Origin of the sequence: Clostridium sp. C8, assembly GCF_001010885.1 — a bacterium.
Classification (GTDB): domain Bacteria; phylum Bacillota; class Clostridia; order Clostridiales; family Clostridiaceae; genus Clostridium; species Clostridium sartagoforme.
The window spans coordinates 1-26,316 of sequence record NZ_LBMX01000052.1 but is presented as its reverse complement, the minus strand read 5'-3'; the positions used below and the strand labels follow the sequence as shown (position 1 = coordinate 26,316).

26 protein-coding genes and 1 pseudogene are annotated in these 26,316 nt (G+C 27.7%); 3 read left to right on the top strand and 24 right to left on the bottom strand.

Annotation, left to right across the window (positions count from 1 at the left end; all coding sequences use genetic code 11):
* Window positions 1-36: 36 nt before the first annotated feature.
* The 4 genes and pseudogenes from AAT22_RS08535 to AAT22_RS19600 all read right to left on the bottom strand — a co-directional run.
* A complete protein-coding gene (locus AAT22_RS08535; RefSeq protein ID WP_278279810.1) occupies window positions 37-543 on the bottom strand; it encodes a Fic family protein in 507 nt (168 codons plus the stop codon).
* A 213-nt stretch (window positions 544-756) separates the two neighbouring features.
* Window positions 757-2,034, bottom strand: coding sequence for an FAD-dependent oxidoreductase (locus AAT22_RS08530; protein ID WP_040437173.1), 1,278 nt, complete (start codon window positions 2,032-2,034; stop codon window positions 757-759).
* Window positions 2,034-3,023, bottom strand: a complete 990-nt coding sequence (locus tag AAT22_RS08525) for a sulfide/dihydroorotate dehydrogenase-like FAD/NAD-binding protein (protein WP_047000897.1) — start codon at window positions 3,021-3,023, stop codon at window positions 2,034-2,036. Before AAT22_RS08525 ends, AAT22_RS08530 begins: the two co-directional genes overlap by 1 nt.
* A gap of 468 nt (window positions 3,024-3,491) precedes the next feature.
* A pseudogene (locus tag AAT22_RS19600) lies at window positions 3,492-4,193 on the bottom strand (D-alanyl-D-alanine carboxypeptidase family protein); the annotation flags it as partial.
* A 311-nt stretch (window positions 4,194-4,504) separates the two neighbouring features.
* On the opposite strand from AAT22_RS19600, the gene AAT22_RS08515 reads away from it, so the two are divergent.
* Complete coding sequence (locus AAT22_RS08515; RefSeq protein WP_047000896.1) at window positions 4,505-5,104, top strand: DUF2953 domain-containing protein; 600 nt, start codon at window positions 4,505-4,507, stop codon at window positions 5,102-5,104.
* Between the two features lie 9 nt (window positions 5,105-5,113).
* On the top strand, window positions 5,114-5,596 hold the full coding sequence (ytfJ, locus tag AAT22_RS08510) for a GerW family sporulation protein (RefSeq protein WP_016208676.1): 483 nt from the start codon (window positions 5,114-5,116) through the stop codon (window positions 5,594-5,596).
* A 183-nt stretch (window positions 5,597-5,779) separates the two neighbouring features.
* On the opposite strand, the gene scpB is transcribed toward ytfJ, so the two are convergent.
* The 9 genes from scpB to AAT22_RS08465 all read right to left on the bottom strand — a co-directional run bounded on the left by scpB (window position 5,780) and on the right by AAT22_RS08465 (window position 14,094).
* Complete coding sequence (scpB, locus tag AAT22_RS08505) at window positions 5,780-6,388, bottom strand: SMC-Scp complex subunit ScpB (protein ID WP_016208675.1); 609 nt, start codon at window positions 6,386-6,388, stop codon at window positions 5,780-5,782.
* Complete coding sequence (locus AAT22_RS08500; RefSeq protein ID WP_047000895.1) at window positions 6,381-7,127, bottom strand: segregation/condensation protein A; 747 nt, start codon at window positions 7,125-7,127, stop codon at window positions 6,381-6,383. The genes scpB and AAT22_RS08500 overlap by 8 nt, the downstream gene beginning before the upstream one ends.
* A gap of 108 nt (window positions 7,128-7,235) precedes the next feature.
* Window positions 7,236-7,751, bottom strand: coding sequence for an NUDIX domain-containing protein (locus tag AAT22_RS08495; RefSeq protein WP_016208674.1), 516 nt, complete (start codon window positions 7,749-7,751; stop codon window positions 7,236-7,238).
* 187 nt (window positions 7,752-7,938) lie between these two features.
* Window positions 7,939-9,159, bottom strand: coding sequence for a D-alanyl-D-alanine carboxypeptidase family protein (locus tag AAT22_RS08490; RefSeq protein WP_016208673.1), 1,221 nt, complete (start codon window positions 9,157-9,159; stop codon window positions 7,939-7,941).
* A gap of 91 nt (window positions 9,160-9,250) precedes the next feature.
* Window positions 9,251-10,555, bottom strand: a complete 1,305-nt coding sequence (locus AAT22_RS08485) for a pyrimidine-nucleoside phosphorylase (RefSeq protein WP_047000894.1) — start codon at window positions 10,553-10,555, stop codon at window positions 9,251-9,253.
* Window positions 10,556-10,570: 15 nt separating this feature from the next.
* Window positions 10,571-11,740, bottom strand: coding sequence for a phosphopentomutase (locus AAT22_RS08480; RefSeq protein ID WP_016208670.1), 1,170 nt, complete (start codon window positions 11,738-11,740; stop codon window positions 10,571-10,573).
* 50 nt (window positions 11,741-11,790) lie between these two features.
* Complete coding sequence (locus AAT22_RS08475) at window positions 11,791-12,669, bottom strand: tyrosine-type recombinase/integrase (RefSeq protein WP_016208669.1); 879 nt, start codon at window positions 12,667-12,669, stop codon at window positions 11,791-11,793.
* Window positions 12,670-12,739: 70 nt separating this feature from the next.
* Window positions 12,740-13,375 carry a stage II sporulation protein M gene (spoIIM, locus tag AAT22_RS08470; protein WP_016208668.1) on the bottom strand — a complete coding sequence of 212 codons (636 nt, stop codon included), beginning with the start codon at window positions 13,373-13,375 and terminating at the stop codon, window positions 12,740-12,742.
* A gap of 200 nt (window positions 13,376-13,575) precedes the next feature.
* Window positions 13,576-14,094 carry an NUDIX hydrolase gene (locus AAT22_RS08465; protein WP_047000893.1) on the bottom strand — a complete coding sequence of 173 codons (519 nt, stop codon included), beginning with the start codon at window positions 14,092-14,094 and terminating at the stop codon, window positions 13,576-13,578.
* A 397-nt stretch (window positions 14,095-14,491) separates the two neighbouring features.
* Between AAT22_RS08465 and AAT22_RS08460 the strand changes: the two genes are divergently transcribed.
* Window positions 14,492-14,671, top strand: a complete 180-nt coding sequence (locus AAT22_RS08460) for a hypothetical protein (protein WP_047000892.1) — start codon at window positions 14,492-14,494, stop codon at window positions 14,669-14,671.
* A 148-nt stretch (window positions 14,672-14,819) separates the two neighbouring features.
* On the opposite strand, the gene spo0A is transcribed toward AAT22_RS08460, so the two are convergent.
* The 11 genes from spo0A to AAT22_RS08405 form a co-directional block, all read right to left on the bottom strand.
* Window positions 14,820-15,626, bottom strand: coding sequence for a sporulation transcription factor Spo0A (gene spo0A, locus AAT22_RS08455; protein WP_047000891.1), 807 nt, complete (start codon window positions 15,624-15,626; stop codon window positions 14,820-14,822).
* A 321-nt stretch (window positions 15,627-15,947) separates the two neighbouring features.
* The gene (gene spoIVB, locus AAT22_RS08450) at window positions 15,948-17,138 is read right to left on the bottom strand and encodes a SpoIVB peptidase (RefSeq protein ID WP_016208665.1); all 1,191 of its coding nucleotides are present in this window, start codon (window positions 17,136-17,138) and stop codon (window positions 15,948-15,950) included.
* Between the two features lie 181 nt (window positions 17,139-17,319).
* Window positions 17,320-19,020: a DNA repair protein RecN gene (gene recN / locus AAT22_RS08445; RefSeq protein ID WP_047000890.1), complete on the bottom strand. Its 1,701-nt coding sequence runs from the start codon at window positions 19,018-19,020 to the stop codon at window positions 17,320-17,322.
* Between the two features lie 17 nt (window positions 19,021-19,037).
* Complete coding sequence (locus AAT22_RS08440) at window positions 19,038-19,487, bottom strand: arginine repressor (protein WP_016208663.1); 450 nt, start codon at window positions 19,485-19,487, stop codon at window positions 19,038-19,040.
* A 1-nt stretch (window position 19,488) separates the two neighbouring features.
* A complete protein-coding gene (locus AAT22_RS08435) occupies window positions 19,489-20,340 on the bottom strand; it encodes an NAD(+)/NADH kinase (protein ID WP_047000889.1) in 852 nt (283 codons plus the stop codon).
* A gap of 98 nt (window positions 20,341-20,438) precedes the next feature.
* Complete coding sequence (locus tag AAT22_RS08430) at window positions 20,439-21,248, bottom strand: TlyA family RNA methyltransferase (protein ID WP_047000888.1); 810 nt, start codon at window positions 21,246-21,248, stop codon at window positions 20,439-20,441.
* A gap of 11 nt (window positions 21,249-21,259) precedes the next feature.
* Complete coding sequence (gene dxs / locus AAT22_RS08425; protein ID WP_047000887.1) at window positions 21,260-23,119, bottom strand: 1-deoxy-D-xylulose-5-phosphate synthase; 1,860 nt, start codon at window positions 23,117-23,119, stop codon at window positions 21,260-21,262.
* Window positions 23,120-23,138: 19 nt separating this feature from the next.
* Complete coding sequence (locus tag AAT22_RS08420; protein WP_047000886.1) at window positions 23,139-24,014, bottom strand: polyprenyl synthetase family protein; 876 nt, start codon at window positions 24,012-24,014, stop codon at window positions 23,139-23,141.
* Window positions 24,007-24,219, bottom strand: coding sequence for an exodeoxyribonuclease VII small subunit (gene xseB, locus AAT22_RS08415; protein WP_016208658.1), 213 nt, complete (start codon window positions 24,217-24,219; stop codon window positions 24,007-24,009). Before xseB ends, AAT22_RS08420 begins: the two co-directional genes overlap by 8 nt.
* A 14-nt stretch (window positions 24,220-24,233) precedes the next feature.
* Window positions 24,234-25,433 carry an exodeoxyribonuclease VII large subunit gene (gene xseA, locus AAT22_RS08410; protein WP_047000885.1) on the bottom strand — a complete coding sequence of 400 codons (1,200 nt, stop codon included), beginning with the start codon at window positions 25,431-25,433 and terminating at the stop codon, window positions 24,234-24,236.
* On the bottom strand, window positions 25,423-26,271 hold the full coding sequence (locus tag AAT22_RS08405) for a tetrahydrofolate dehydrogenase/cyclohydrolase catalytic domain-containing protein (RefSeq protein WP_047000884.1): 849 nt from the start codon (window positions 26,269-26,271) through the stop codon (window positions 25,423-25,425). Before AAT22_RS08405 ends, xseA begins: the two co-directional genes overlap by 11 nt.
* Window positions 26,272-26,316: the final 45 nt, after the last annotated feature.

Here is a 26,316-nt window from a genome sequence, read left to right as displayed (position 1 = left end):
GCATATGAGAGGATTTATTTTAACAACTTAGATTAATTAGTTATATTTTTTATAGTTAAATCCATGGAAGAAAGTTATACACTTTTCTAAAATAAACTTTATTACTTCATCAGCTTCTAGAGTTTCATAAAAATCTAGCATCAACTTATTATACTCAACCTTATATCTAGCTGGTATAGAAAGTACTCCTATATCATTTGATAATAGGATAAGGTTTGATGAAAGCCTAGCAGTTCTCTTATTTCCATCATAAAAAAACTTACAGTAAGATAACCATAAATTAATTATTATAGCTTTTTCAAGCAAATTATCTATAGAATTTATTTTATCTATATCAGCTTTAAATACTTCTTCTAAATCACTGGAATTAATACAGTTATATTTAACTGTACCTGCAATTCCAATATTACCATTTCTAAAGCCACCTACTATTAAAGCTTCATCTTTAGCAACTTTACTATGAATATCACAAATAACTTCTTTGCTTAAATCTGAAGAATTTGTCCTACTTAAATTAACGACATAATCCCATGATGATTTTATATTTAGTATTTGATTTTGATCACTTAACTTATTTAATAATACTTATCAGCATTGACAAAAGCTTTAGATAATCCTACCTAAAGCTTTTTTACTATTATTCATTTCTTTACTGTTCTATTACCTGTTACCTGCTCCCTGCCACCTGCTCCCTGTTCCCTTATCCAAAAAACTGTGAACTGTGCACTGTGCACTGTGCACTGAATAAACTGTGAACTAAATTAACTTTTGCTCAAACACTTTATCTAAATTAATTTTTTTAATTCTGTCTTTTATTATTTCTTTATCTGTTGTATAAAGCCCTAGCTCCTTCATCCTCTTAAAATATTCTGCACCTGCAAAGGTATATCTATTTTTTCTTCCTTCTCTTATTCCTGCTTTTTCGTTTGCATAAGATATTATATCTCCTATTGCAATTGAACCTGGTAAAATTAATAAAGGTATTCCCATTGCAAGCCTTACAGCATTATGTCCTGCTAAGCTGCCAGTTGCTATAGCTTCTGTATGTCCTACGAAAAGCCCTGATTTTTCTCCAGCGCAAAATAGGTTGTCTACTCCTTTTACCTTTAAATCATTGGTTCTTGGAGCTACTGATAAATATCTTATTGAATTTCCCTTACTTCCTGCATACGGGTCTACATATTTTGCATTTTCTAAGCCTTTAATTTTTCTTAGCTTCTTTAATGGATAATAAGTTGTCATAAGCTTAGCATGTCCAGTATCTAGTAAAATTATATTTTCTGCAAATTCTTTTAGAGCATATTGCTGACATACTTTAGCATTGAGTTTATCATAATTTACATCTTCCTTTGGAACTTCTAAAATTACACATCCTGTTTTATCTAATTGTTCAACTATTTCTTTTGATAAACTTTCTTTAGCTAGTTTACATGATCCTGAAAAGGCTCCTAAAGTATCTTCATCTCTTTCACCTTGTATATCAGATACTCCACATCTTTCACTTATACTTAATCTTGGACCAAAGGCTGGACATCTTAAAATACACATTGAACATCCATTTCCATATCTTAAACAATTCCCCATTGGTCCTGTTGTTCCTGTAGTTTCTATAAACACATCTCCTTCTTCATAAGTACCATCACTAAGATATATACCTTTAATCTTAGTTCCTTCTAATTTGACATCAGTTACTCTGCTTTCTATATGAATAATTACTCCCATTTTTTCTAAATACTTACTTACTTTACCTTCAATTAAATTAACATCATATAATGTTGCATGCTTATGCCCTGGAAAATCTATATCTTTATGTCTTGCTGTATTATCTACAATATCAATTAAATCTCCAGCCCCAAGCTCTATTAACTCTTCAGAAGCTGTCCATCTTCCGTTATTCCTCATTATTCCCCCAACATTTCCAAGCCCTAACAATAAATCTGTTTTTTCATATAAATGTACTTCTGCTCCTGCTTTTTTAGCTGTTATTGCAGCTGCTGCACCAGACCATCCGCCTCCAACAATAATTGTCTTTATCATATAAATCTTCTCCCTTCAAATACATTTCTTGGATCAGCTTGAACTTTACAAAAACGTTTTACCCTATGTCCTGAGAATCTAGCTGTACAACTACCACATACCCCTTCCCCACAGCACATTTTTATATTATTGCAGCAAGATAGCTTAATATCTTCCCCACCTATACTATTTAAATACTCTATCATCTTAACTGTTAATATATCTGCTCCTGCTATATGAATATATCCTACATTTTTTTCTTTTATATAAGATTTTATAATTACCTTAACTTCATCAGTTAACTCTCCCTTATCTAATACTGATTCTTCTATAATATTTAAATCATATTCTGCTAAAAATTCTTTAACATAATTATCACTATAAGGAGCTTTATCTAATATTAAATTTACATTATTATTATTTAATGATAACTTTCTTATTACTGGCATCATAGGAGCCATTCCTATTCCTCTTGCTATAACTAGCACATTTTTATTAATTTGCTTATCTAGATTTTTTAAGCCAAATACTCCATTCCAATATGGCCCTCTAATTGTTATTTCTCCACCTTCTTTTATATCTAATAATTTCTTTGTTTTAATTCCTCTTATTTCTATCATTATAGTTACTATATTTGTTTCTATATTAGACTCTAAAATAGAGATAGGTACATCAAAATAAATATTTTCATTGGTTCTTATAAAAATAAAGCTTCCTGGTTTAACTAGATCTATTGCAAGCTTATGTGGAACTTTAAATTTAATTAATAAAACATCTGATTGATATAAAACTTTCTTTTCAACCAAACAATTATATGTCTTTCTTCCTTCCTTTGCCTTAGATCCATTATTAATAAATTCATGATATATGCACACTCCATTCCAATTTAGACAATCACAAAAACAACTACCCTGTAATTGAGAACAAAGGATACATTCGTTGGACTCAGCAAGATGGCACGGGCAAAACTCTGTCCCTGAATCTATACAATCTACAGTTTCTTTCATATTTTTAATCTCCCCATTAGATTTCTTACATAATAATAGATTATTTTCTATTATTCATTTTGTTACACTATATTTTGATATAGTGTAAAATCTCCCTTAAAGATATGTATTTTTATCATTTTTAAAGTATCTAGAAATCTTATAGTTTTAAAAGCACTAAAGGAGTAGAAAAAAATTCTTCTACTCCTTACTAAATATTATATTTTCAAATTCTTCTTTACTCATATTTATATTACTTATTAATGGAAATTTATCTTTCTCATACTCTTCTTCTTTAATAGATATTTTTCCAAGAACATCTCCACTTTCTATATCACAATATCTATTAAAAACTTCTACTTCTACTACATCCTTTTCTTTATATCCATAAGTTATATCTTCTTCTTCAATAATTTTTCCAAGCCCTGCTAAATTTTCTTTTTCTAAAATTTCTTTATTGGATATATCCATAAAAGTGTTGCAGCTAGTTACATAATTAAATATTTTTTCAGTTACATTCCATCTATCTGGACAATTTAGTACTACTATTATAATATTTCTATCATTATAATTTACAGATGAAACTAAGCATTTGCCTGCCCCTCCTGTATAACCAGTTTTTACCCCATTAGCACCTGGTATTCTATATAATATTTTATTTATGTTTTGATAATCTCTTGTAAAATTATATTTATCTTTATATATAACTTTTTCTCCTACTATTTCTCTAAATATATCAGATTCCATGCCTTTAGCTGTTAAAATTGCTAAATCATATGCTGAAGAATAATGTTTTGCACTATCTAAACCATGTGGTGATTCAAAATGAGAATCTATTATTCCTAAACTTCTTGCAAAATCATTCATTATATTAGAAAAATTATCTATAGAGCCCCCTATATCTTCTGCTATTGCTATTGCAGCATCATTTCCAGATCTAAACATAAGCCCAAATAATAGCTCTCGCATTGTTACTTCTTCTCCAGCTTTATAGCCTACTGTTGAACCCCTAATAGATGAAGCATTTTTACTGATGGTTACTTTTCTATCTAAATCTCCATAATTTATTGCTATAAGGGATGTCAATATCTTAGTAGTGCTTGCCATTGGAACTATTTCATAACCTTTTTGTCCCCATAAAACTTCCATACTTTTCCCATCTATAGCTATGGCATTTCTTGCAGATACTCTTAATGGTAACTTTTTATCAACTTTATTTCCATCTATATCAATAAAATCCTCATCAAGCATTTCTACTGTTTCATCATCCATATCTATATCATCTTCAATAAATGCTTCTGCTGTATAAACATTACATACTGTTGTCAATAATACTAATAAAATAGTAAAAATAACTTTTTTTATAATTTTCATGTTATCACCTTCTATACTAACCATCTATGAGTAGTTTGTTCTAAAAGTTATTTTTTAAACATATTTTTGTTATTTTTTTTATTTTTACTTATGGAAATTATTAGAATACTGTAGAAAAGAGTGAAGATATGCCTTTAATATTATTTTTTATATTTTTAATTTTACTTTTTGTTTTTCCTATTCCTCTAAAGATTGAAATAAGTTTTAACAATAATGTATTTAATTTAAAATTATTTAATTCAAATATATTTTCTTCAAATAAAGGTATTGAAAATAAATTACTTAAAAAGCTTGTTTACAGAAATAAATTAGATTTCAAAAAAGAAACTACAAAGAAATATAAAGATAAAAACTCTTCTAACTCCTGGCATATTAAGAAAAAAAAAATAGTAAAGAAAATTTCTATAAAAAAGCTATACAATAATATTTCTTGTAATAAATTTAAGCCCTTATTAAAAATAAAAGGGCATTTAAATTTTGGAATTGAAGATGCAGCTTATTGTGCAATACTTTATGGATTAATGAATAATATTCCTACCTTATTAAGATTAATTTTAGATAAGGTTTTTATAGTTAAAGATATAAAACTTGGTATTACTCCTAAATTCAACACCAATATTATATCTTTTGGAATAACTAGTATATTTTACTTTAATATTGCTAATATTATATATATCTTATATTTAATATCTAAATCTTTTGAAATTAAGGAGGTGGCTCCCGAATAGGGAGATAATATGTCAAATGAACATCCTGTTGAAAATTTAATGAGAAGTACCATGGAAAATCTGAGAGATATGATAGATGTAAATACAGTTATTGGTGATGCAGTGGAAACACGAGATGGTAGCTATATTATACCTATATCAAAAGTAACCTTTGGATTTGCATCTGGAGGAAGTGAATTTGGGAATCAATGTAAAATATCACCTGAAAATACTGCAAATTATCCTTTTGGTGGTGGCTCTGGTGCTGGTGTTACAGTTAAGCCTGTAGCATTTTTAGTTCTTAGAGATGATGCTGTAAGGATTCTTCCTGTTGATCAAGATAATACATATGATAGAATTGTTGACTCTGTACCTCAAATTCTTGATATGATAAAAGGTGCTTTTAACAGCGATAAGAAGAAAAATAAAGATTCTAAAGTTAATGTTGAAGATAAAACATGTAATCCTGATTTATGTGATGATACTGATTCTTCTTCAAATAGCTTGTTTTAGAAATTTATAAGATATGGAGCTCTGTCGAAAATTAAAAATTAAGGATGAAAAATTAATAAAAAAACTCCTTTAGGAGTTTTCAAAACTAAATTATTTTTAGTAATTTGGAATAAATTACATCAATAATTATCCATTTTTAATTATTAATTCTTAATTGGGCTGTCTATGCGACAGTCCTGTATCTTATAAATCTTTAATTACATCATTAATAGCGTCTATAGCAGCTTCTTCACCATCTGAATATAAATCTAATGAAGGTAATTCCTTTAATTCTTTTAATCCAAATTGTCTTAAAAATTCTTCAGTAGTTCCAAATAATATAGGTCTTCCTGGAACTTCTAATCTTCCAACTTCTTTTATTAAATCTTTTTCTAATAATCTTTGAAGAGCACTTTCAGATTTTACTCCTCTTATTTCATCTATATCTACTCTAGTGATAGGCTGTTTATATGCAATAATAGCTAAGCTTTCTAAAGAAGCTTGTGATAATGATTGTCTTTTATTCTTTCTTAGTAACTTTTGAATATAATCACTATTTTCAGCTTTAGTTACTAATTGATATTCTCCATTTATAGATATTAATTTAATTCCTCTTTTTTCATCTTCATATTCTAAAACCATTTCATTCAATAAATTAGCAACAAACTTTGGTGAGACTTCTAGAGAATTACTTAAATCTTTTACAGTTAAAGGATCTCCACTTACAAAAAGCAATGCTTCAATTGCAGATTTAATCTTTGGTTTTGATGAAATCTCTTCAAACTCATATTGAGCAATTTCAAATTTACTCATTTATTTTTCTCCTCTCCATTAGGATATCATTAAAGTTTTGATCTTGATATACTTTTATCATCCTAAGTTTTATTAGTTCTAATAAAGCTAAAAATGTTACTACTACCTCTAATTTACATTCACTTTCATTTATTATATCCCTAAATTTAATAATCTTTTTTATTTCAATGTTACTTAATAACTCTTCCATCTTATCTTCAACTTTATATTTATCTATATATATTTTTCTTTGTATTATATTTTCTTTATTTTGCTTCTTAAAAAAATTATCTATTAATTTATTGTAGATATTATACAAATCTATTAATGTAATGTTTTTAAGAATATCTTCATCTTTTTTATTTTGTTTAGTTTCTTCAATTATTTCTGGCTTTTTTGTATATATATCTCCAGAATTTATGTACTTTTCTCTAAAAAATAAAGCTGCTCCTTTAATTTTTTTATATTCTATAAGCTTTTCCATAAGGTTTTTTTCAATATCTTCTTCGTTTTCTTCTACCACTTTTGTATTAGGTAAAAGCTTTTTAGATTTTATTTCTATAAGTGTAGCTGCAACAACTATAAATTCAGAAGTTATATCTAAATCCATAATCTTCATTTCATCTAAATATTTTAAGTACTGAGTTGTAATTTTATATATTTCTACATTATATATATCCATTTCATTTTTTTTTATTAAATGTAACAATAAATCAAAAGGCCCTTCGAAATTTGCTACTTTTACTTTTGGCATTTCCATAAACATCAGCTTCCTTTAATAACTCTATATTCCTTCCAGTATATAATATCAATTTTAATAGTAAAGGACAACCTTTTTTAAAGTACTGATATCAAGTAAAATGGAAAGTTATATTTTATTAAAAGAGCCTCTTTGTTTTCTCATATCAAAAAGATTATTGCTAAACCAATAATTAATAAATTTTCCTTCTTCAATTAATTGTAAAACTTCTTCTCTACTTGCCCATTTAACTGCCTTAACTTCTTCATATTGTAAGGTTAAACTTTCAATATCTATTTCCTTTTCAACAAGATAATAATCATCAAAACCAACCTCAAAATTTATTGTGAAAAATGGTCTCTCATTTGATAAATTAATTTTATATCCTATTTCTTCAAGTGTTTCCCTTTCAGCAGCTTCTATGCTATCTTCTCCAGCTAAAGCACTTCCGCCTACAGTTATATCCCACATATTAGGCCAGCCTTCTTTCCATGGTTGACGTTGTTGAATAAGCATTTCATTTTTTGAATTAAAAATACAAACATGAACCACAAGATGAAAATCACCTTTTTTTAATTTATTCCCTCTTTCTATAGTTCTACCTGTTAGAAGCCTATTTTTATCGTATATATCCCATAATTCCATGATAATTCTCCTTATAAACTATAACTTAATATTTATTTCAAGTTTTATTTCTTATGTGATAAATTATAATATACTAAACATAACCCTTACAATAATTAAGCAAAAAAAATAAAATATTGGATATAAGTATCATCTATACTTAATATCCAATATTTTTATATGTATTTGAAGGTATAACTATTTTTTACTATATTCCTTTTTTAAACATATTCTTCATATTAAACTTGAAGTTTTCGAATAATCCACCTAGTTTAATATCTCTATCAGAATATAACTCTATTTCGCCAATTTTTTCTTCTCCTAAATAAATTTCACACTTACCTACGATTTCACCTTGTTTATATTCTTTTTTAACTTCATCTATTACTATTTTCTTTTCTAATTCAGCATTTGTTCCCTTTGGCACAATTGCAACTAAGTCATCTTTTGCTTTTGCTATTAAGAATTTATCTGTTTGCTTACTTAAATAAATATTTTCTACGTCTTCATCTTTAGCAAAAATCTTCTTGCCTTCAAATTTGGAGAATCCATAATTTAATAACATTCCCGCATCTCTATTTCTTACTTTATATGTTGGTGCTCCCATAATAACAGATAACATTCTTACACCATTTCTATTTGCAGTAGCTGAAATACAATATTTGGCTTCTTCAGTATAACCTGTTTTTAGTCCATCACAACCTTCAAAGAATCTTACAAGCTTGTTATGGTTAACTAATTCTATTGGAGATTTTCTGCCTTCAGATATTGTTTCCATATATATTCCTGAATATTTTAAAATTGTTGGATGTTTTAAAAGCTCCATTGACATAATTGAAATATCTCTTGCAGTTGATAAATGACCTTCTATAGGCAATCCATTACTATTTTTAAAAGTTGTGTTAGTCATTCCTAACTCTTGAGCTCTTTTATTCATCATTCCTACGAAAGCTTCTTCTGTGCCTCCTAAATACTCAGCTAAGGCTACTGCTGCATCATTTCCAGATGCAATTGCAACTCCTTTTAAAAGTTCTTCGACAGTTCTTACTTCACCTGTATCTAGAAGCATTGTGCTTCCACCCATTTTCTTTGCATTTTCACTACATGTTACTTTATCTTGTAATGATATCTTGTTGCTATCTACAGCTTCCATGGTTAAAAGCATAGTCATTATTTTGGTAACAGAAGCTGGTGCAAATTTTTCATCGATATTTTTTTCATAAAGGATTTTTCCGCTTGTTGGTTCTATTAGTAATGCAGATCTTGCATCTACTGTTATTCCTTCATCACTAAAAACCTCCATAGTCCATTCTTCATAAGTTTCTGTTGAAGTATCATATGGTTCTACATCTGCTTTAACCGGAATTGCAGCTATAGATAATAAGCTTAAAACAATTGCAACAATTTTATTTATAGTTTTTTTGTACATTATATTGCCTCCCTTCAAGCTTATTATTACCAATAAAAATAAAAATATGATAAAAAGAACTAATTTCTTCTTATCATATTTATGTTTTTATTTATTGTACTACATCATATATTAGAGGAATGTCTTTATCTAAAGATTTAGATATAATAATATTATTTAATATATCTTTCTTTGCCTTTTCTGCTTTATATTCATCATTACTATGAATATAAGCTAGTATATCCCCCTCATTTACTTCTTCACTTCTTTTTTTATTTAAAACTATACCTACAGATAAATCTATTGTGCTTTCTTTTGTCTCTCTTCCTGCTCCAAGTTCCATTGCAATTAATCCAAAAGCTTCGGCATTTATTTTTGAAATTATACCACTTTCATTAGCTTTTACAGGGACTATATATTTTGCTTTAGGAAATTTACTAGTATCATCTACAAAACTTGCATCTCCACCTTGAGCCTTAACAAATTCTTTAAGCTTTTCTAATCCCTTACCATTATTTATATTTTCTAGCAATAATGCTTTTCCTTCTTCAAAATTACTTGCTTTATTTCCACAAACAAGCATATAACTACCTAAAGCTAGTGTTAACTCTACTAAATCTTTAGGGCCATTTCCCTTTAATAATTCTATAGCTTCTATAACTTCAAGCGAATTTCCTATTGAATATCCTAAAGGTTGATCCATATCAGAAATTACACCTATTGTTTTTCTTCCTACTGAAGTTCCTATGTCTACCATTTCTCTAGCTAAAGCCTTTGCATCTTCTGGGGTTTTCATAAATGCTCCATCTCCAACTTTTACATCTAAAACTATAGCATCTGCTCCTGATGCGATTTTTTTACTCATTATGCTTGATGCTATTAATGACATATTATCTACTGTTGCTGTAACATCCCTAAGGGCATATATTTTTTTATCTGCTGGAGCAATATTTCCTGTTTGACCAGTTAAAGCTATTCCTATTGTATTAGAGTTATTTATAAATGTTTCTTCAGAAAGTTCAACTGAAAATCCATCAAAAGCTTCTAATTTATCAATAGTTCCACCTGTATGCCCCAAACCTCTACCAGACATCTTAGCAACTGGAACTCCAAGAGATGCAACTAAAGGTGTTAAACAAATACTAGTCTTATCTCCAACACCACCAGTAGAATGTTTATCTACCTTTACTCCATTTATTGAAGATAAGTCAATTTTATCTCCTGAATTAACCATGGCCATAGTAAGGTCAGCTGTTTCTCTTTTATTCATCTTATTAAAAAATATTGACATAAGTAATGCTGAAGCCTGATAATCTGGCACTTCTCCATTTGTAAATCCCTTTACAAAAAAATCTATTTCTTCTTTAGATAATTCTAAGCCTTTTCTTTTTTTTAATATAATATCATACATTCTCATAAGGATGTAATCCTCCTATTTTAATATATTAGATAAAAAACTTTCACCATTTATATCATTTTTAATATTGAAATAATCCAAAACTGTTTTACCTATATCTGTAAAGCTGTTTCTTGTTCCAATATTGCAAGGGTTTATATTTTTTCCATAAACTAATAGAGGAATATATTCTCTTGAATGATCTGTGCTTTCTGTTGTTGGATCACATCCATGATCTGCAGTTAATATTAATATGTCTTCATCTGACATCTTGCTATATATTTCTTCTAATCTATTATCAAAATCTTCTATAGCTTTTCCATATCCCTTAGGATCATTCCTATGTCCATATAACATGTCAAAGTCCACTAAATTAGTAAATATAAGTCCTTCTTTAACTTCATCCATATATCTTAAGGTAGCATCCACTCCATCCATATTATTTTTAGTGTGAACTGCCTTTGTAACACCCTTTTTATTATATATATCTTCTATTTTGCCTACTGCTGCAACTTCTTTTCCATCTTCATATAAATATTCAAGCATTGTTTTTGAAAATGGATCTAAAGCATAATCTCTTCTATTAGATGTTCTTTTATATTCCCCATTTGATCCAATAAAAGGTCTTGCAATTACTCGCCCAACTATATTTTCTCCAACAAGCATTTCTCTTGCAATGCTACACATATTATATAATTCTTCTAAAGGAACTATATCCTCATGAGCTGCAATTTGAAACACACTATCTGCTGAAGTATAAACTATTGGATATCCTGTTTTAACATGCTCATCACCAAGTCTCTCTATAATTTCTGTACCTGATGCAACACAGTTTCCTAAAATATCCTTTTTATTAACCTTATTTAAAAATTCGTTAATTATTTCTTTTGAAAAACCATTTGGGTAAGTGTTAAGTGGAGTTTCTAATATTACCCCTGCAATTTCCCAGTGTCCAGTTACTGTATCTTTACCTCTTGATTTTTCCATAAGCTTACCATAAGCTCCAATTGAACTATTAACTTTATTTAAATATTTTACCCCTTCTATATTTCCAAATCCTAATTTCTCAAGATTGTCTATTTTTAATCCCCCACAGGCTTTATAAGTATTGTCTAGAGTATGACTTCCAACATCTCCATAAAGATCTGCATCTGGCAATTCACCTACTCCTAGACTATCCATTACTACTAATATTACTCTTTTCATTTTACCTACTCCTTTCAAATATAAAGCCTAGAATTAACTATTCTCTATTATTATGCTCTAGGATGGGAGTTTTTATATACAATATTTATCTTATCGTTATTAATTATTTCATAATATGTGTCCATATAAGTTAAAACTTGATTTCCTAAAAGTTTTTGAACTGCTCTTACATTAGCTCCATTTTGTAATAAATGTACTGCAAAGGAATGTCTAAAAGTATTTAGATTAACTTCCTTTTTAATTCCAGCTCTATGAGAATACTCTTTCACTATTCTCCATACGCCTTGCCTTGTTAATTGATTTCCATTTAAATTAACAAATAAGTTTTCAACTCCTGCACATGCCACTTGATCTCTTATCTTTAAGTATTCTTTTAAAGCTTCTATTGCACTTCTTCCTATTGGAATAAGTCTCTCATAATTTTTATTATCGTGACATTTCACAAAGTTTAACTCTAAGTTAATATCATATACCTTTAATCCTATTATCTCAGAAACCTTCATGCCTGTAGCATACATAAGTTCTAATAAAGCATTGTCTCTTACTCCTTTATTACAGTCTTTATCGACGATTTTAATTATTCTGTCTACCTCATCAATAGTCAATATTTCAGGTAACTTTTTAGTTGTAGATGTATTCTTGTAATATATTTTAGGAATCTCATTTACAACTTTTTGATCCTTTAAATAATTATAAAAACTTCTAAGACTTATAACTATTCTATTTATAGATCTCTCAGATTTACCTTGGCTAAGTAAGTGTTGTATATAACCAAGTACCGATACATTATCCGTTTCATTAATACTCATATTCTTACTATTTAAATATTTAACGTATAAGTTAACGTCAGTTACATAAGCATAAACAGTGTTTTCACTTTTATGACTTTTCAATAAAGCTTCCTTATAATTATTCACAATTTCTTTCATAATTCTCCCCTATCCTAATATATTATTAATTCGACAAAAACACTCTTATTCCTTCTTTATTCTCATTGGATTAGGTTAATTTATAAACTTTAGTAATTACCATTTTTATTATCCCAGGGCTCACATAGCACTCGATTAAAACCCCTATGGCGAATAATAAAACAAAAAAACCTAATTTCATTGCTAGTCCATTTATACTAAGCTTGTTGCCTCCAACTCCATTAAAGAACTTCCCTTTTAATTTTATTGAAGATAATTCCAAAGAAATAATACTTATTCCTATGAAAAAAGGTATATAAAATATGTTTTGTGGTACTGTTGATGCTAGAGCAATCCAAATTCCTTTTCCCTCGAAAGTAGTTAATAAAAAGCTAAAAGTATATCCTAATGTAAATCCTTTTATTAAATCAATAATCAATATTATGGGTGCCCCAAAAACAGTAAAACCAAGTGCTATTATAAGTAAAATTATTATTAAATTATTTTTTATTATGCCTATAAGCAGTTCATTAGTTTTTAATTCTTCAACATTTATACTTTTAATGAATCCTGTAAAGTAATCCGCTAGGTCTTTTGCATCTACTCCATCCATATATTTTATGGTATATGAACCCAGTAATATACCTACAAAGAAAAATGTTAGTACTAGTAAATAAAATATTCTATTTTCTCTGAAGTTTGAATTTATCCGTTCTATTAAATTCATATTATTCCTCCTCCATAGTTGCTATAGAACATAATATGTTGTAAATTCCCCTATTATTCATAATTGAATATATGTAAAATATTTTTTTATAAAAAAATGGACATATATGGTGCTGTATTAACTACTTAAAGCAATACAACACTATATATGTCCACATAAAAATTAAAAGTAAAGCACTATTATTTCTATAATATTAAATTTTATAAGAAAGTAAATATACTTATAGTCTTACCATCTATAATCTCGCCTTTTTTTATCATATCCTTAACATCTTTTATATTATAAATCTTTACATTTGTAAATTCATCTTCATCTTCATTCTTTTCTCCCAAAGTTAAGTTATAAGCTTTATACAAATATATAATTTCATCACAAAATCCTGGAGCTGTTGCAATAGAACCTAAATATTCTATATCCTTTGCAATATATCCAGTTTCTTCTGTAAGTTCTCTCTTTGCGCATTCCATAGGCTTTTCATTTTTATTAAGCTTTCCTGCTGGAATTTCTAAAATTACTTTATTTAAAGGCAATCTAAACTGCTCTATCAAAATTATATTTTCACAATCTAAAAATACTATAATTGCTGCCGCTCCTGGATGTTTTATAATATCCCTGTTAGTTTTAACCCCATTTGGCAATTCTACCTCTTTATTTATAAAATCTATAAAATTTCCTTTGTGAATTAATCTTTCGCTTAATATCTTTTCATTTAAATTCATAACCTTCTCCTTAATATAAAATATCTATAAGTTCAATTATTCTTTATTTCCAAGTAGATAACTACTTAAAACTCAAGACAAGAAATAATAAAATAAACTTATTACTTTATTTTACCATTACCAAAATTTAATATCAAAAATACTTTTTAATATAACCTTATCTAAATCTTTACTATCTTTATATGAGATAGTTTATAATCTATAAATATAAAAAGGCACATTTCTATATTTAAGAGAATATAAATAAATTAAAAATCGATTCATTTAGTTCACATTATTTCTAACTATAGTTTATACCTAATACCTGTTATCTACAAAATTAAAACAACTGTAAACTGAAAAGCAACTGTAAAATAGAAATTTTGTTTTGTAAAACTTTACAAGTTAGGAGGTAATATTGTCTAAAAAAGAAATATTAAAATATTTATCCGATGCTCTCCCTAATGTCGCAATAGGTGATTTAGAAGTAATATCAGAAAGCTTATATACTGCTCAAAGTGTTTATTCAGAAGATCAATTTAAGAATAAACTTGATGAAGTAATAAAAAATGTTAAAGCATGTATTTCTAAGTCATAATCTACAAAAGGCAACAGTTTATCATTTTTTTCTAATGATTGGTTGTTGTCTTTTATATTTATAATTTTTAATAAATTAATGAAAACCTTTATTTACTGACAAAACGTCAATAAATAAAGGTTTTTAAATAATGGCTTAAACACCAATATTAAGATACTTTATTCTTAAGTCTTAATTTATCAGCTATAATTGCAATAAATTCTGAATTAGTAGGCTTACCCTTTTCATTATGAATTGTGTATCCAAATAGCTTATTTATTGCATCAACTTGGCCTCTTCCCCAAGCTACTTCTATAGCATGTCTTATTGCTCTTTCAACTCTGGACGCAGTTGTATTATACTTTTTAGCTATTGATGGATATAATTCTTTAGTTACAGCTGATAATAATTCCATATCATTAACAACCATGGTTATTGCTTCCCTTAAATACATATATCCCTTTATATGTGCAGGAACACCTATTTCATGAATTATATTAGTAATTTCAGTTTCTAAATCTATAGGCCCTTTATTTTGACTTCTAACTTCTGTTTCAACTACTGTAGTTGGTTTTCTAACCACTTCATTAGAAGAACCATTAAACATTTCTCTTATTCTCTTAGTAAAAACATCCATATCAAAAGGCTTAACAACATAATAATCCGCACCTAATGTTATAGCTCTTTGAGTAATTTTATCTTGACCTACTGCTGATAATACTATTATTCTTGGTATTTTTTCTAAGTTCATAGAATTAAGTCTTTCCAAGACTCCTAAACCATCTAAATGTGGCATTATTATATCTAATACCACTAAATCTGGTTGCTTTTCCTCAATAAGGGCTAAGGCTTCCCTTCCATCCTTAGCAACAGCAGTAACCACTATATCTCTTTGATTTAATAAATAATCATTTAAGATACTACAAAATTCTTTGTTATCATCAGCTATTAGAACTGAAATTTTTGAATCATTCATACTTTTCTCCCCCATCTTCCCAAAATACTCCATTTATTAAGAGTACCATACTAAGTTCTTTTTTAATTTATCTTTTAAATTCATCTATAAATATTATATATAGACATTACATAAAAAAAACAATTCTTTACAGAATAAATTTAATATAATTATAGCACAATTAATTTAATTTTAATAGTTTTTTTACAATTTTTTCAAAATATTATTATAAAATTTATTTTAACTTTTAATAAACTTCACTTTTATGACAGCAAATTAATGAGAATACTTATATATCCTCATTAATTTATATTATAACACCTAAAATATTAATAACTCTTATTATTCTATTACGCCTGCATCTTTTAACATCCACTCAATATATATTCCGTACCCTACATCTGGTTTATTAATTAACACATGAGTAACAGCTCCAACTAATTTATCATTTTGAATTATTGGACTTCCACTCATTCCTTGAACTATACCACCTGTTGTTTCTAGCAATTTTTCATCAGTAACTTTAATTACCATACTTTTTGGTCCTGGTTCTTCTTGTGGTAATATTTTTATTATTTCTATATCATACATTTTAGGACCATTTTCATCTATTGTAGTTATTATTTGTGCAGGTCCTTCTACTATTTCATTTCTGAAACCTACCTTTAATGGTTTATCAAATACTGGATTAGTCAAGTCTACTTTTGCTTCACCAAATATACCAGATTCAGTGTTTTTTTGTATCTTAGCTAAACTTTCTTTTTCATTTACAAATAATCCTTTTAGTTCACCTGGAGAACCTTTTTCTCCTTTTCTAACACTTATTACTGATGAATTTAATAAATCTCCATCACTTATTGTAAATGGCTTATTTGTGTCTCCATCAGTTATTGGATGACCTAATGCACCAAATATTGAAGTGTTTTTATCATAAAAAGTGAGAGTTCCTATTCCAGCTGTTGAATCTCGAACCCAAAGACCTAATTTATACTCGTTGTTTTCTTTTTCTAAATCTATTTCTTTACTTTCAACATTCCCATTTCTAAGATAATCTACGCTTATTTTGGATTTATTTAAGCCTTTTACCTTTTTAGATAAATCTTTTGAACTTTGTATTTCTTCTCCATTAATTTTTATAAGAACATCACCAAGTTCTATTCCTGAGGTTTTTGCTGGACTTTCTATTTTACCTTCAACTGATTGTATTTCGGAATGTCCAACTACTAATACACCTTTAGTAGATAACTTTATACCAACATTTATTCCTCCTGGATATACTTCTAAATCATTTATTTTTGAAACTGAAACTGATTTTACAGGAATTAATCCTAATAATTTTATTTGAAGCTTATCCTTATTTATTTTAGTATTTTTCATAAAAATATTATTTGATACTATTAAATCTGAGCTTGGAATAGCCTCATTTATATATATTTTTTCCGGAATATTACTTAAACTAAAGAAAGTAATTAAACCCAGAATCAACATTGGAGTTATTATTACAACTAAATATTTAAATTTTTTCATTCTCATATTACCTCCTCCTTTGCTTCTGTATTTAACTTTCCCTCATCTTAATTCTTATATGCTGTATTAAGTTTGTTAAAAACGTTAAAAATTTTTAGTATATAACTTTAAAAATATAAAAAAATAAAATCATGGTAAATAACCATGATTTTAGTGTGTTCATTTTTTTATAAGTTATGTATGTCACTTATAAATAACTTTTTAATATTTCTTGTTTTTTTAATTCTGCAAAAGCAACCATTTCTGATGCATTTTCTAATGTAACATCACTTACTTCATCTCCACTAGTCATTTTTGCTATTTCTTTAATTTTATCGTATTTATCTAGAGTTCTTATTTGTGTAAATGTTTTTTCATTTTCAACTTTTTTTGAAACAAAATAATGACAATCCGATAAAGCTGCTATTTGCGGTAAATGTGTTATACATAAAACTTGATGCTTACAAGAAACCTGATACATCTTTTCTCCAACTCTTTTTGCTATAGTTCCACTTATACCTGTATCTATTTCATCAAATATAAGAGTTGGAATTTTATCTTTATCAACAAAAACACATTTAAGTGCTAACATAATTCTTGAAAGTTCCCCACCTGAAAGAACCTTTTCTAATGGTTTTAATGGTTCGCCTGGATTTGTAGAAATTAAAAAGGAAACATCATTAAATCCTCTTGAATTAAAATTATTACTTTTTTCTATAAATATTTTAATTTGAGATTTTTCCATACCAATATAAGCTAATTCATATCTAACCTTTTCTTCTAGGTTAACTGCATTAGTAACTCTAATATTGTGCATTTCTTCTGATACTGATTTCATTTCTTCTTCTATAATTTCTTTTTTTAAATTTAATTCCTTTATTATTTCTTCAGAATTAATCATTTCATCATATTGTAATCTTAATTTTTCTAAATAATTTAAAATTTCTTCTACAGACTCACCATACTTTTTCTTATATAAACTAATTTCATATATTCTAGAGTTAATCTTTTCAAGTTCAAATTCATCATAATGTATTTCTGATGATAAATCCCTTACCTCTCTAGATATCTCCTCTAGGGTATATAAGGCATCTTCCATTCTTTCTCTTTTATCTTTTAATTTTTCAAAATGTTTTTCAACTATAGATAATTCATTTATAGCCTTTGATATACCTTCTATAACTGAAATACCTTCTATTTGATTATCTAAAAGAGAATAAGTTTTATTTAAAGCTAAAGATATCTTTTCTGCATTAGAAAGTAAGTTAAATTCCTCATTTAAACTTTCTTCTTCACCAATCTTTAGTTTAGCTTTTTCTATATCTTCAATTTGAAATCTTATATAATCAACAAGTTTTTCTCTGTCTTGATTGCCATTTAGGTCTCTTATCTTTTCTAGAATTGAATTATGATCTTTTCTTAAGCTCTCAAACTTTTTTAAATAAATATCTAAATCTTCTCCTATGAAATCATCTAAATAATATATGTGAAAGGCTCTGTTTAGTAAGTTTTGATTTTGATGTTGTCCATGTATATCTAATAAGCCTTCTCTTATTCTTCTTAAATAAGAAAGTACTACTGATTTTCCATTAACCTTTATTATACTTTTTCCCGATAAAGTAGTTTCTCTTGATATTATAATCATACCTTCATCTTCAATATCTAATTCTTTTAAAATTTCAATAACCTCGTCATTTTCAATTGAAAAAACAGCTTCTACAAAAGTTTTTTCTTCTCCGTATCTTATTAAATCTTTTGAAAACTTTCCACCTAATACATAATCTATAGTATCAATTAATATAGATTTACCTGCACCTGTTTCTCCTGATAATATATTGAAACCTTCTCCAAATTCTACGCATAATTCTTGAATTAATGCAAAGTTTTTTATATTTAATTGTAACAGCATATTAATCACCTTTAATTTTATAAAATCATTTTTCTAACTTTGTCTACTAACTCTTCTGCTTTATCTAAACTTCTAACTAATATAAAAATTGTATTATCTCCAGCAATGGTTCCAGCAACCTCTGTATCAAATAATGTATCTATTGCTTCTGCAACTGCCATAGCTGATCCTGTCAAAGTTTTTACTACGACAAACTTATCTACATTTTCTACTGATATAGCTGCATTTGATAATATACTAGATAATTTGTCGTTTATATCCTTTGATTCCTTTGATGATGCAACGTATCTATAGTTGCCTGAAGCTCCTTGCATCTTAATTAGCTTTAATATTTTTATATCTCTTGATACAGTTGCCTGAGTTACATCAAAACCTGCCATTTTAAGTTCTTCTGCTAGTTCTTCTTGAGTTTCTATATCTTTCTCATTAATTATTTCTAAAATTTTATTATGTCTTTTCAATTTCAAATTAATCACCTTCACATTCTTCCCAGTTATTTAGAATTTTTGACCGTAGTACCTTAAAATAATCATAATCATCAAATAAAACTATATTAGCATATTCTTTTGCTTTTCTTATCTTTATTATGGTTTTACTAGTAGTTTTTATTGCTTTTTGCCCATCAAATGTTATATATAGCTCTTCATCCCCATTTTCTGCCCTAACTTCAACCTCACTGCTACTATTTAAAATTATAGTTTGCATCCCCTTAGGATGAGGACATATTGGAGTTAATGCAATAACATCAACATCCGGATAAATAAAAGGGCCTCCAGCTGAAAATGAATAGGCAGTTGAACCTGTTGGAGTTGAAATAATTAGTCCATCACCTTTGAAGCTATAATATTTTTTCCCATCTATAAAAATTTGAAATCTTACCATTCTTGACAGGGTTCCTCTAGCTACAACTATATCATTTAATGCTAAGGATTCGCTTTTTATATTTTCTAGTGGTAATTCACAAGTTAAAAGCATTCTTTTTTGAGATATATAGCTCCCTTCCTTTAATTTTGTAAAGGCTTTATCAATTTCGGAAACTTCTATGCTTGATATAAAACCTAAGTTTCCAATATTAATTCCTAAGATTGGTACATCTAGTTTGCCGTTTATTCCTCTAGCAACACTTAAGATAGTTCCATCTCCCCCCAAAACTATTATAAGGTCGAGCAGTTCTTTAAACTTATAATTTATTATATCATAACTATTTAACATAATTATCTCTATATTATTAAAATGTTTATAAAGCTTTTCTCTAACCTTTATAGCCACTTTATTGTCTTTATCTTTAGATGGGTTTATTGCAATGGCAACTCTCTTCATCCAAAAGCACCCCTTATTTTTATTTTACAAGTCAAACATATCCATTTAAGACTTCAAAATATTTTGAAGCCTTAAATATACTAATTCTATAATAATTTTTACAATATATTATGAGATTCATTTACTATTCTATCTATATCATCTAATGTAAATTTTGATTCTCTTTTTGCATCTTTAGTAAAATAAACTAAGTATTCAATATTTCCTTCTGGACCCTTTATCGGAGAATAGCTTACAGCTAAAATATTTAAGTTTTGGCTAATTAAGAATTCTGTTATATTCATTACTACTTCTTTATGAACACTTATTTCTCTTACTACGCCTTTTTTCCCTACTTTTTCTTTTCCTGCTTCAAATTGTGGCTTTATTAATGCTACAACTTCTCCATTATCATTTAACAAACTTAAAGTAGCTGGCATTATTTTTTTTAATGAAATAAAAGATACATCTATTGAAGCAAAATCTGTTGTTTCCCCCAATTCTTCTGGGGTAACATATCTTATATTTGTTCTTTCCATACAGACTACTCTTGGATCGGTTCTAAGCTTCCAAGCAAATTGTCCATAACCAACATCAATAGAAAATACTTTTTTTGCATTATTTTGAAGCATACAATCAGTAAATCCCCCTGTAGATGCTCCAATATCCATACAAACTTTATTTTCTAAGTTCACCCCAAACTCTTTTATAGCTTTTTCGAGTTTTAAACCACCTCTGCTGACATATGGTATTTCTTGTCCCTTAAAAATTATATCTGCATCAATATTGACCTTTTCTCCTGCTTTATCAACTCTTCTTCCATCAACAAAAATCTTTCCTGCCATTATATTTGTTTTTGCACGTTCTCTTGATGTAAATATACCCTTTTCAAATAATAGTATATCTAATCTTTCTTTTTTCCCAGACATCTTTATCTCCTTTATTTGTTAAGTTCTATAATAGATTCTGCTATTCCTTCTGGATCTAATTTATTTTCTTTATAAAGTAAGTTTACATCACCTTGTGGTATAAATTTATCATTAAATCCTAATGACTTGAATTTATTTTTAAATCCTAGTTCATTTAATTTCATTAACACATAACTGCCAAATCCACCGTTTGTTATATTGTCTTCAATTGTAACTATATCATATCCATCATTTACAAGTTCTTGTATCATATTAGTGTCTAATGGTTTTACAAATGTCGCATTTATTATAGTTGGATTAATTCCCCTAGATTCCAATATGTCTTTTGCTAATAAAGCGTGTTGAAGCATTTTTCCTACTGCTATTATAGCTATCTTCTCCCCAGATATTAATTTTTCCCATTTACCATATTCTATTTTAGTTAACGGTAATATTTCTTTACAGCAATCAGCTCCTCTTGGAAATCTTAAGGCAACTGGTCCATCTTGAGAAAGTGCCCATTTTAACATAACTTTTATTTCATCTAAATGCTTTGGTGCTAATACCGTCATGTTAGGTATTTGTGATAAATAAGATAAATCAAAAATACCTTGGTGTGTTTCTCCATCTTCTCCAACTAACCCAGCTCTATCTATTGCAAATACAACAGGCATATTTTGAATACATACATCATGAATCAATTGATCAAATGCTCTTTGCAAAAATGTAGAATATACTGCAAATACAGGTCTTAAGTTTGCACTTGCTAATCCTGCTGCAAGAGTTGTTGCATGAGCTTCTGCAATTCCAACATCGAAGAATCTTTTAGGAAACTCTTTTGCATAATCTTTAAGTCCTGTTCCATCAGGCATTGCCGCTGTAATAGCAACGATATCTTCATTACTTCTTGCCAGTTCTATCATAGCATCTCCAAATGCTTTTGAATAAGTTTTTGAACTTGGAATATAAGCTTCTCCACTTTCTAAATCAAATGGGCTTACTCCATGAAATTTATTTGGATTTTTTTCTGCAAGATCATATCCTTTTCCTTTACTTGTGACTACATGTATTATAACAGGCTCATCAATTTTCTTTGCCTTCTCTAATACTTCTGTCATGGTTTGTATGTCATGTCCATTTATAGGACCTATATATTTCAATCCCATATCTTCGAAAAGCATTGATGGTACTACAAATTGCTTTATGCTGTCTTTAAATCTAGATATATAACTTGCGACCTTTGTGCCTGCTTTTGAAGATTTTAAAGTTTCATTTATATTTGATTTCAATTTATTGTATTTTGGTGCCATTCTTAAATTATTTAAATGAGTTGATAATCCACCTACATTTTGAGAAATAGACATTTGATTATCATTTAAAATTACAATCATCTTTGTTTTATTAAAACCTACATCATTTAATGCTTCTAAAGCCATACCACCAGTTAATGCTCCATCGCCTATAACTGCAATTATTTCTCTATCTTCTTTTTTTATATCTCTTGCTCTTGCCATTCCTAAAGCAGCAGATATGGAAGTGCTGCTATGTCCTGTATCAAAGCAGTCATATTTACTTTCGCACCTTTTTGGGAACCCACTTAACCCATTATATTTTCTTAATTCATTAAATTTATCTTTTCTTCCTGTTAATATCTTGTGTATATAGCTTTGATGTCCAACATCCCAAACTATCTTATCTTTTTCCAAATTAAAACTTTTAAATAAACTTATAGTTAATTCTACAACTCCTAAATTAGAGGCCAAATGTCCTCCAGTCTTAGAAACACTATCTATTAAGAATTCTCTAATTTCTCCTGCTAAAACTTCTAGTTCAACATTTGATAGTTCTTTGACCTTTTCTGGAGAAGTAATTTTATCTAATATTCTTCCCATAATTAAACCTTTCTTTCTGTTAAAATTCCCTATTTAATAAATCTAAAGTTAAATTTTCTAAATCAATAGACTCTACCGAAAGGCCCTTCAACAATTCAAGACATTCATTTGTTAAATTTTCACATTCTTTTTTACAATCTTCTAGTCCAAATAATGTTATAAAGTTAGATTTATGATTATTCTCGTCACTTTTGATATTTTTGCCAAGCTTTGAGACATCTCCTATTATATCCAATATATCATCTTTTATTTGAAATGCTAAACCAAGCTTATTTCCAAATTTATTTAAAATTTCTATATCTTTAGTTGGAGCTTCTGCAAGAATAGCTGCTGCTACAATAGATACTCTTATTAATTCTCCAGTTTTTTTGTTATGCATATAAAAAAGTTCTTTTTTAGATATGGACTTTCCTTCATTTATAACATCTACTATTTGACCACCGATCATTCCCTCTGGACCTGCTGCTTCCGCTATTTCCCTTGCTGCTTTTAAAGCTTTTTCTCCGTGTTCAATGGAAAATTTAATCATTAAACTCATTGCCTCATTTAGTAACATATCACCTGCAAGTACAGCAATATTTTCTCCAAACTTTTTATGATTGGTTGGCATTCCTCTTCTTAAATCATCATTATCCATACATGGCAAGTCATCATGAATAAGTGAATATGTGTGAATCATTTCTATTGCTGAGGCCATTTCTATTGTATCTTTGTAATTATCTTTATATAGATTATAAGTTAATAAAAATAATATAGGTCTTATTCTTTTTCCTCCTATATTTAAGCTATAACTTGCTGAATCATATATGATTTTATTATAGCTTCCTTTATCTTTAAAATATACTGTTAAATAATCATTTATAATTTTTCTATAATTATCTATAATATTACTCATTCTTTAGCTCCACTTCCATATTTTCTTTTATAGTTATTAGCTTTCCTTCTAAAGAATTTATTGTTTTATATAATTTATTAATAAGTTTAACTCCAGCTTCATATTCTTTCATTAAGTCCTCAAGTGGCAATTCGCTATTTTCCATATTACTTAAAATAACTTGAAGATTTTTTATCATATCTTCATAAGATTCTTTTTTCGCCAAAAATTCTCAACTCCTTATTCAATAGAAATAATTTTCCCCTTAACATTTCCATCTTTGAATATTATCTTAATTTCTTCAAAGTCTTTTAATGCTTTTTTAGATGAAATTATATTTTTATCATTATCCTCTATAATTGTATATCCCTTTTTTAAAACATTTATAGGATTATGCGCTTCTAAAATATCATTTAAAGATTTTAGTTTTAGTTTTTCTTTTTCTATTCTATTGTTAATTATTTTTTTCATTTTATCTTGTATATTATCTATTTCTAAATAAGAATTAGATAATGTAACCTCTGGATTATTTAATTGTAATATCTTTTTATAATTAAATAATCTTTCTTTTTCATAATTAAATTTATTAAAGGCTATTTCCTTTATTCTTTTATTATAGTTTTCTATTTCTTTTATTATATCACTTTCTAATGGTACAGCAATTTCTGCAGCTTGAGATGGAGTTGATGCTCTATAATCGCTTACAAAGTCTGAAATTGTAAAATCAACTTCATGTCCAACAGCAGATATTATTGGAATCTTAGAATTAAATATTTCCTTAGCTAATTCTTCTTCGTTAAAATTCCATAATTCTTCTATTGATCCTCCACCTCTACCAATAATTATAACATCAACATTCTTATTTGTATTAAAAAATTTTATTCCATCTATTATTGTTTTATATGCCTTTTCTCCTTGAACCAAAGCTGGATATAATACAATATCAACAAAGCTGCTTCTTCTTCTTGAAACATTAATTATATCTCTTATTACAGCTCCAGTTTCTGATGTAACTACACCTATTCTTCTTGGCATTTTAGGTATAGCTTTCTTATGAATTTCATCAAAGTAGCCTTCTTTTTGCAGCTGTTTTTTTAATTTTTCAAACTTTATATGAAGTTCACCAATACCTTCTTTTTGTAATTTTTCTATATATAATTGCAAAGAACCTGTTTCTGAATAGATAGAACATCTTGCATTAGCTATAACTTCCATTCCCTCTTGCAATTTAAAATCTAAACTTATACTATTACTCTTAAACATTACACAATTAATTTTACTTGTTAAATCTTTTAAAGAAAAATATATATGTCCACTACTATGATACTTTAAGTTAGATATTTCTCCTCTTACTAAAAGATTATTTAATATAAAATCATTGTCTAATGTTTTTTTTATGTAGCTGTTAAGTTCACTAACTGTTAATGTTTTAATTTTCATTATTTTCTAATGCCTCACATGTGTTTTTAATAAGCAATGTTGTTGTTAAAGCTCCAACACCACCTGGAACTGGCGTTATCATTTTGACTATATCAGAAATTTTATCAAAATCAGCATCTCCTGTAATTTTACCATTTACAGCTGAAGTTCCTACATCTATTATTATTGAATTACTATTTACGTATTCTCCATTTAAAAATTTAGGTTTTCCTATTGCAACAACTATTATATCCGCTGATTTACAAATTTCTTTTAAGTTTCTTGTTTTTGAGTGGCAAATGGTCACAGTAGAATTTTTATTTAATAATAATTGTGATACAGGTTTTCCTACAATATTGCTTCTTCCTATAACTACAACATTTTTTCCTTCTAACTCTATATTAGATCTTTCTAAAATATTTATAATAGAATTAGGTGTACAAGGTATAAATGTCTTTTCACCACAGTATAATTTTCCTTGATTAATATATGTTAAACAATCTATATCTTTTTTTGGGGAAATTATATTAATTATTTTCTTTTCATTAAATGATTTTGGAAGAGGTAATTGTAATATTATTCCGTCCACATCTTTATTATCATTTAGTAATTCTATTTCTTTAATCAAATCCGCTTCTGATATCTCTTCATTTAGTAACAATTTTTCAAAACTACATCCTAAGGAAAGCGCAACCTTTTCTTGATTATTTATGTAATATACAGACCCTCCATCACTACCTACTAAAATAGATACTATCTTAGGAGCTCTAAATCCTTTTTCTTTTCTTTTTAATATGTATTCCTTTATTTCTTCTTTTATATCGTTTGCTATTTCTTTACCATTTATAATTTTCCCCATAAAAAATTCCCCCATTATTTTTTATCGATCTGTTAAGTTATATGA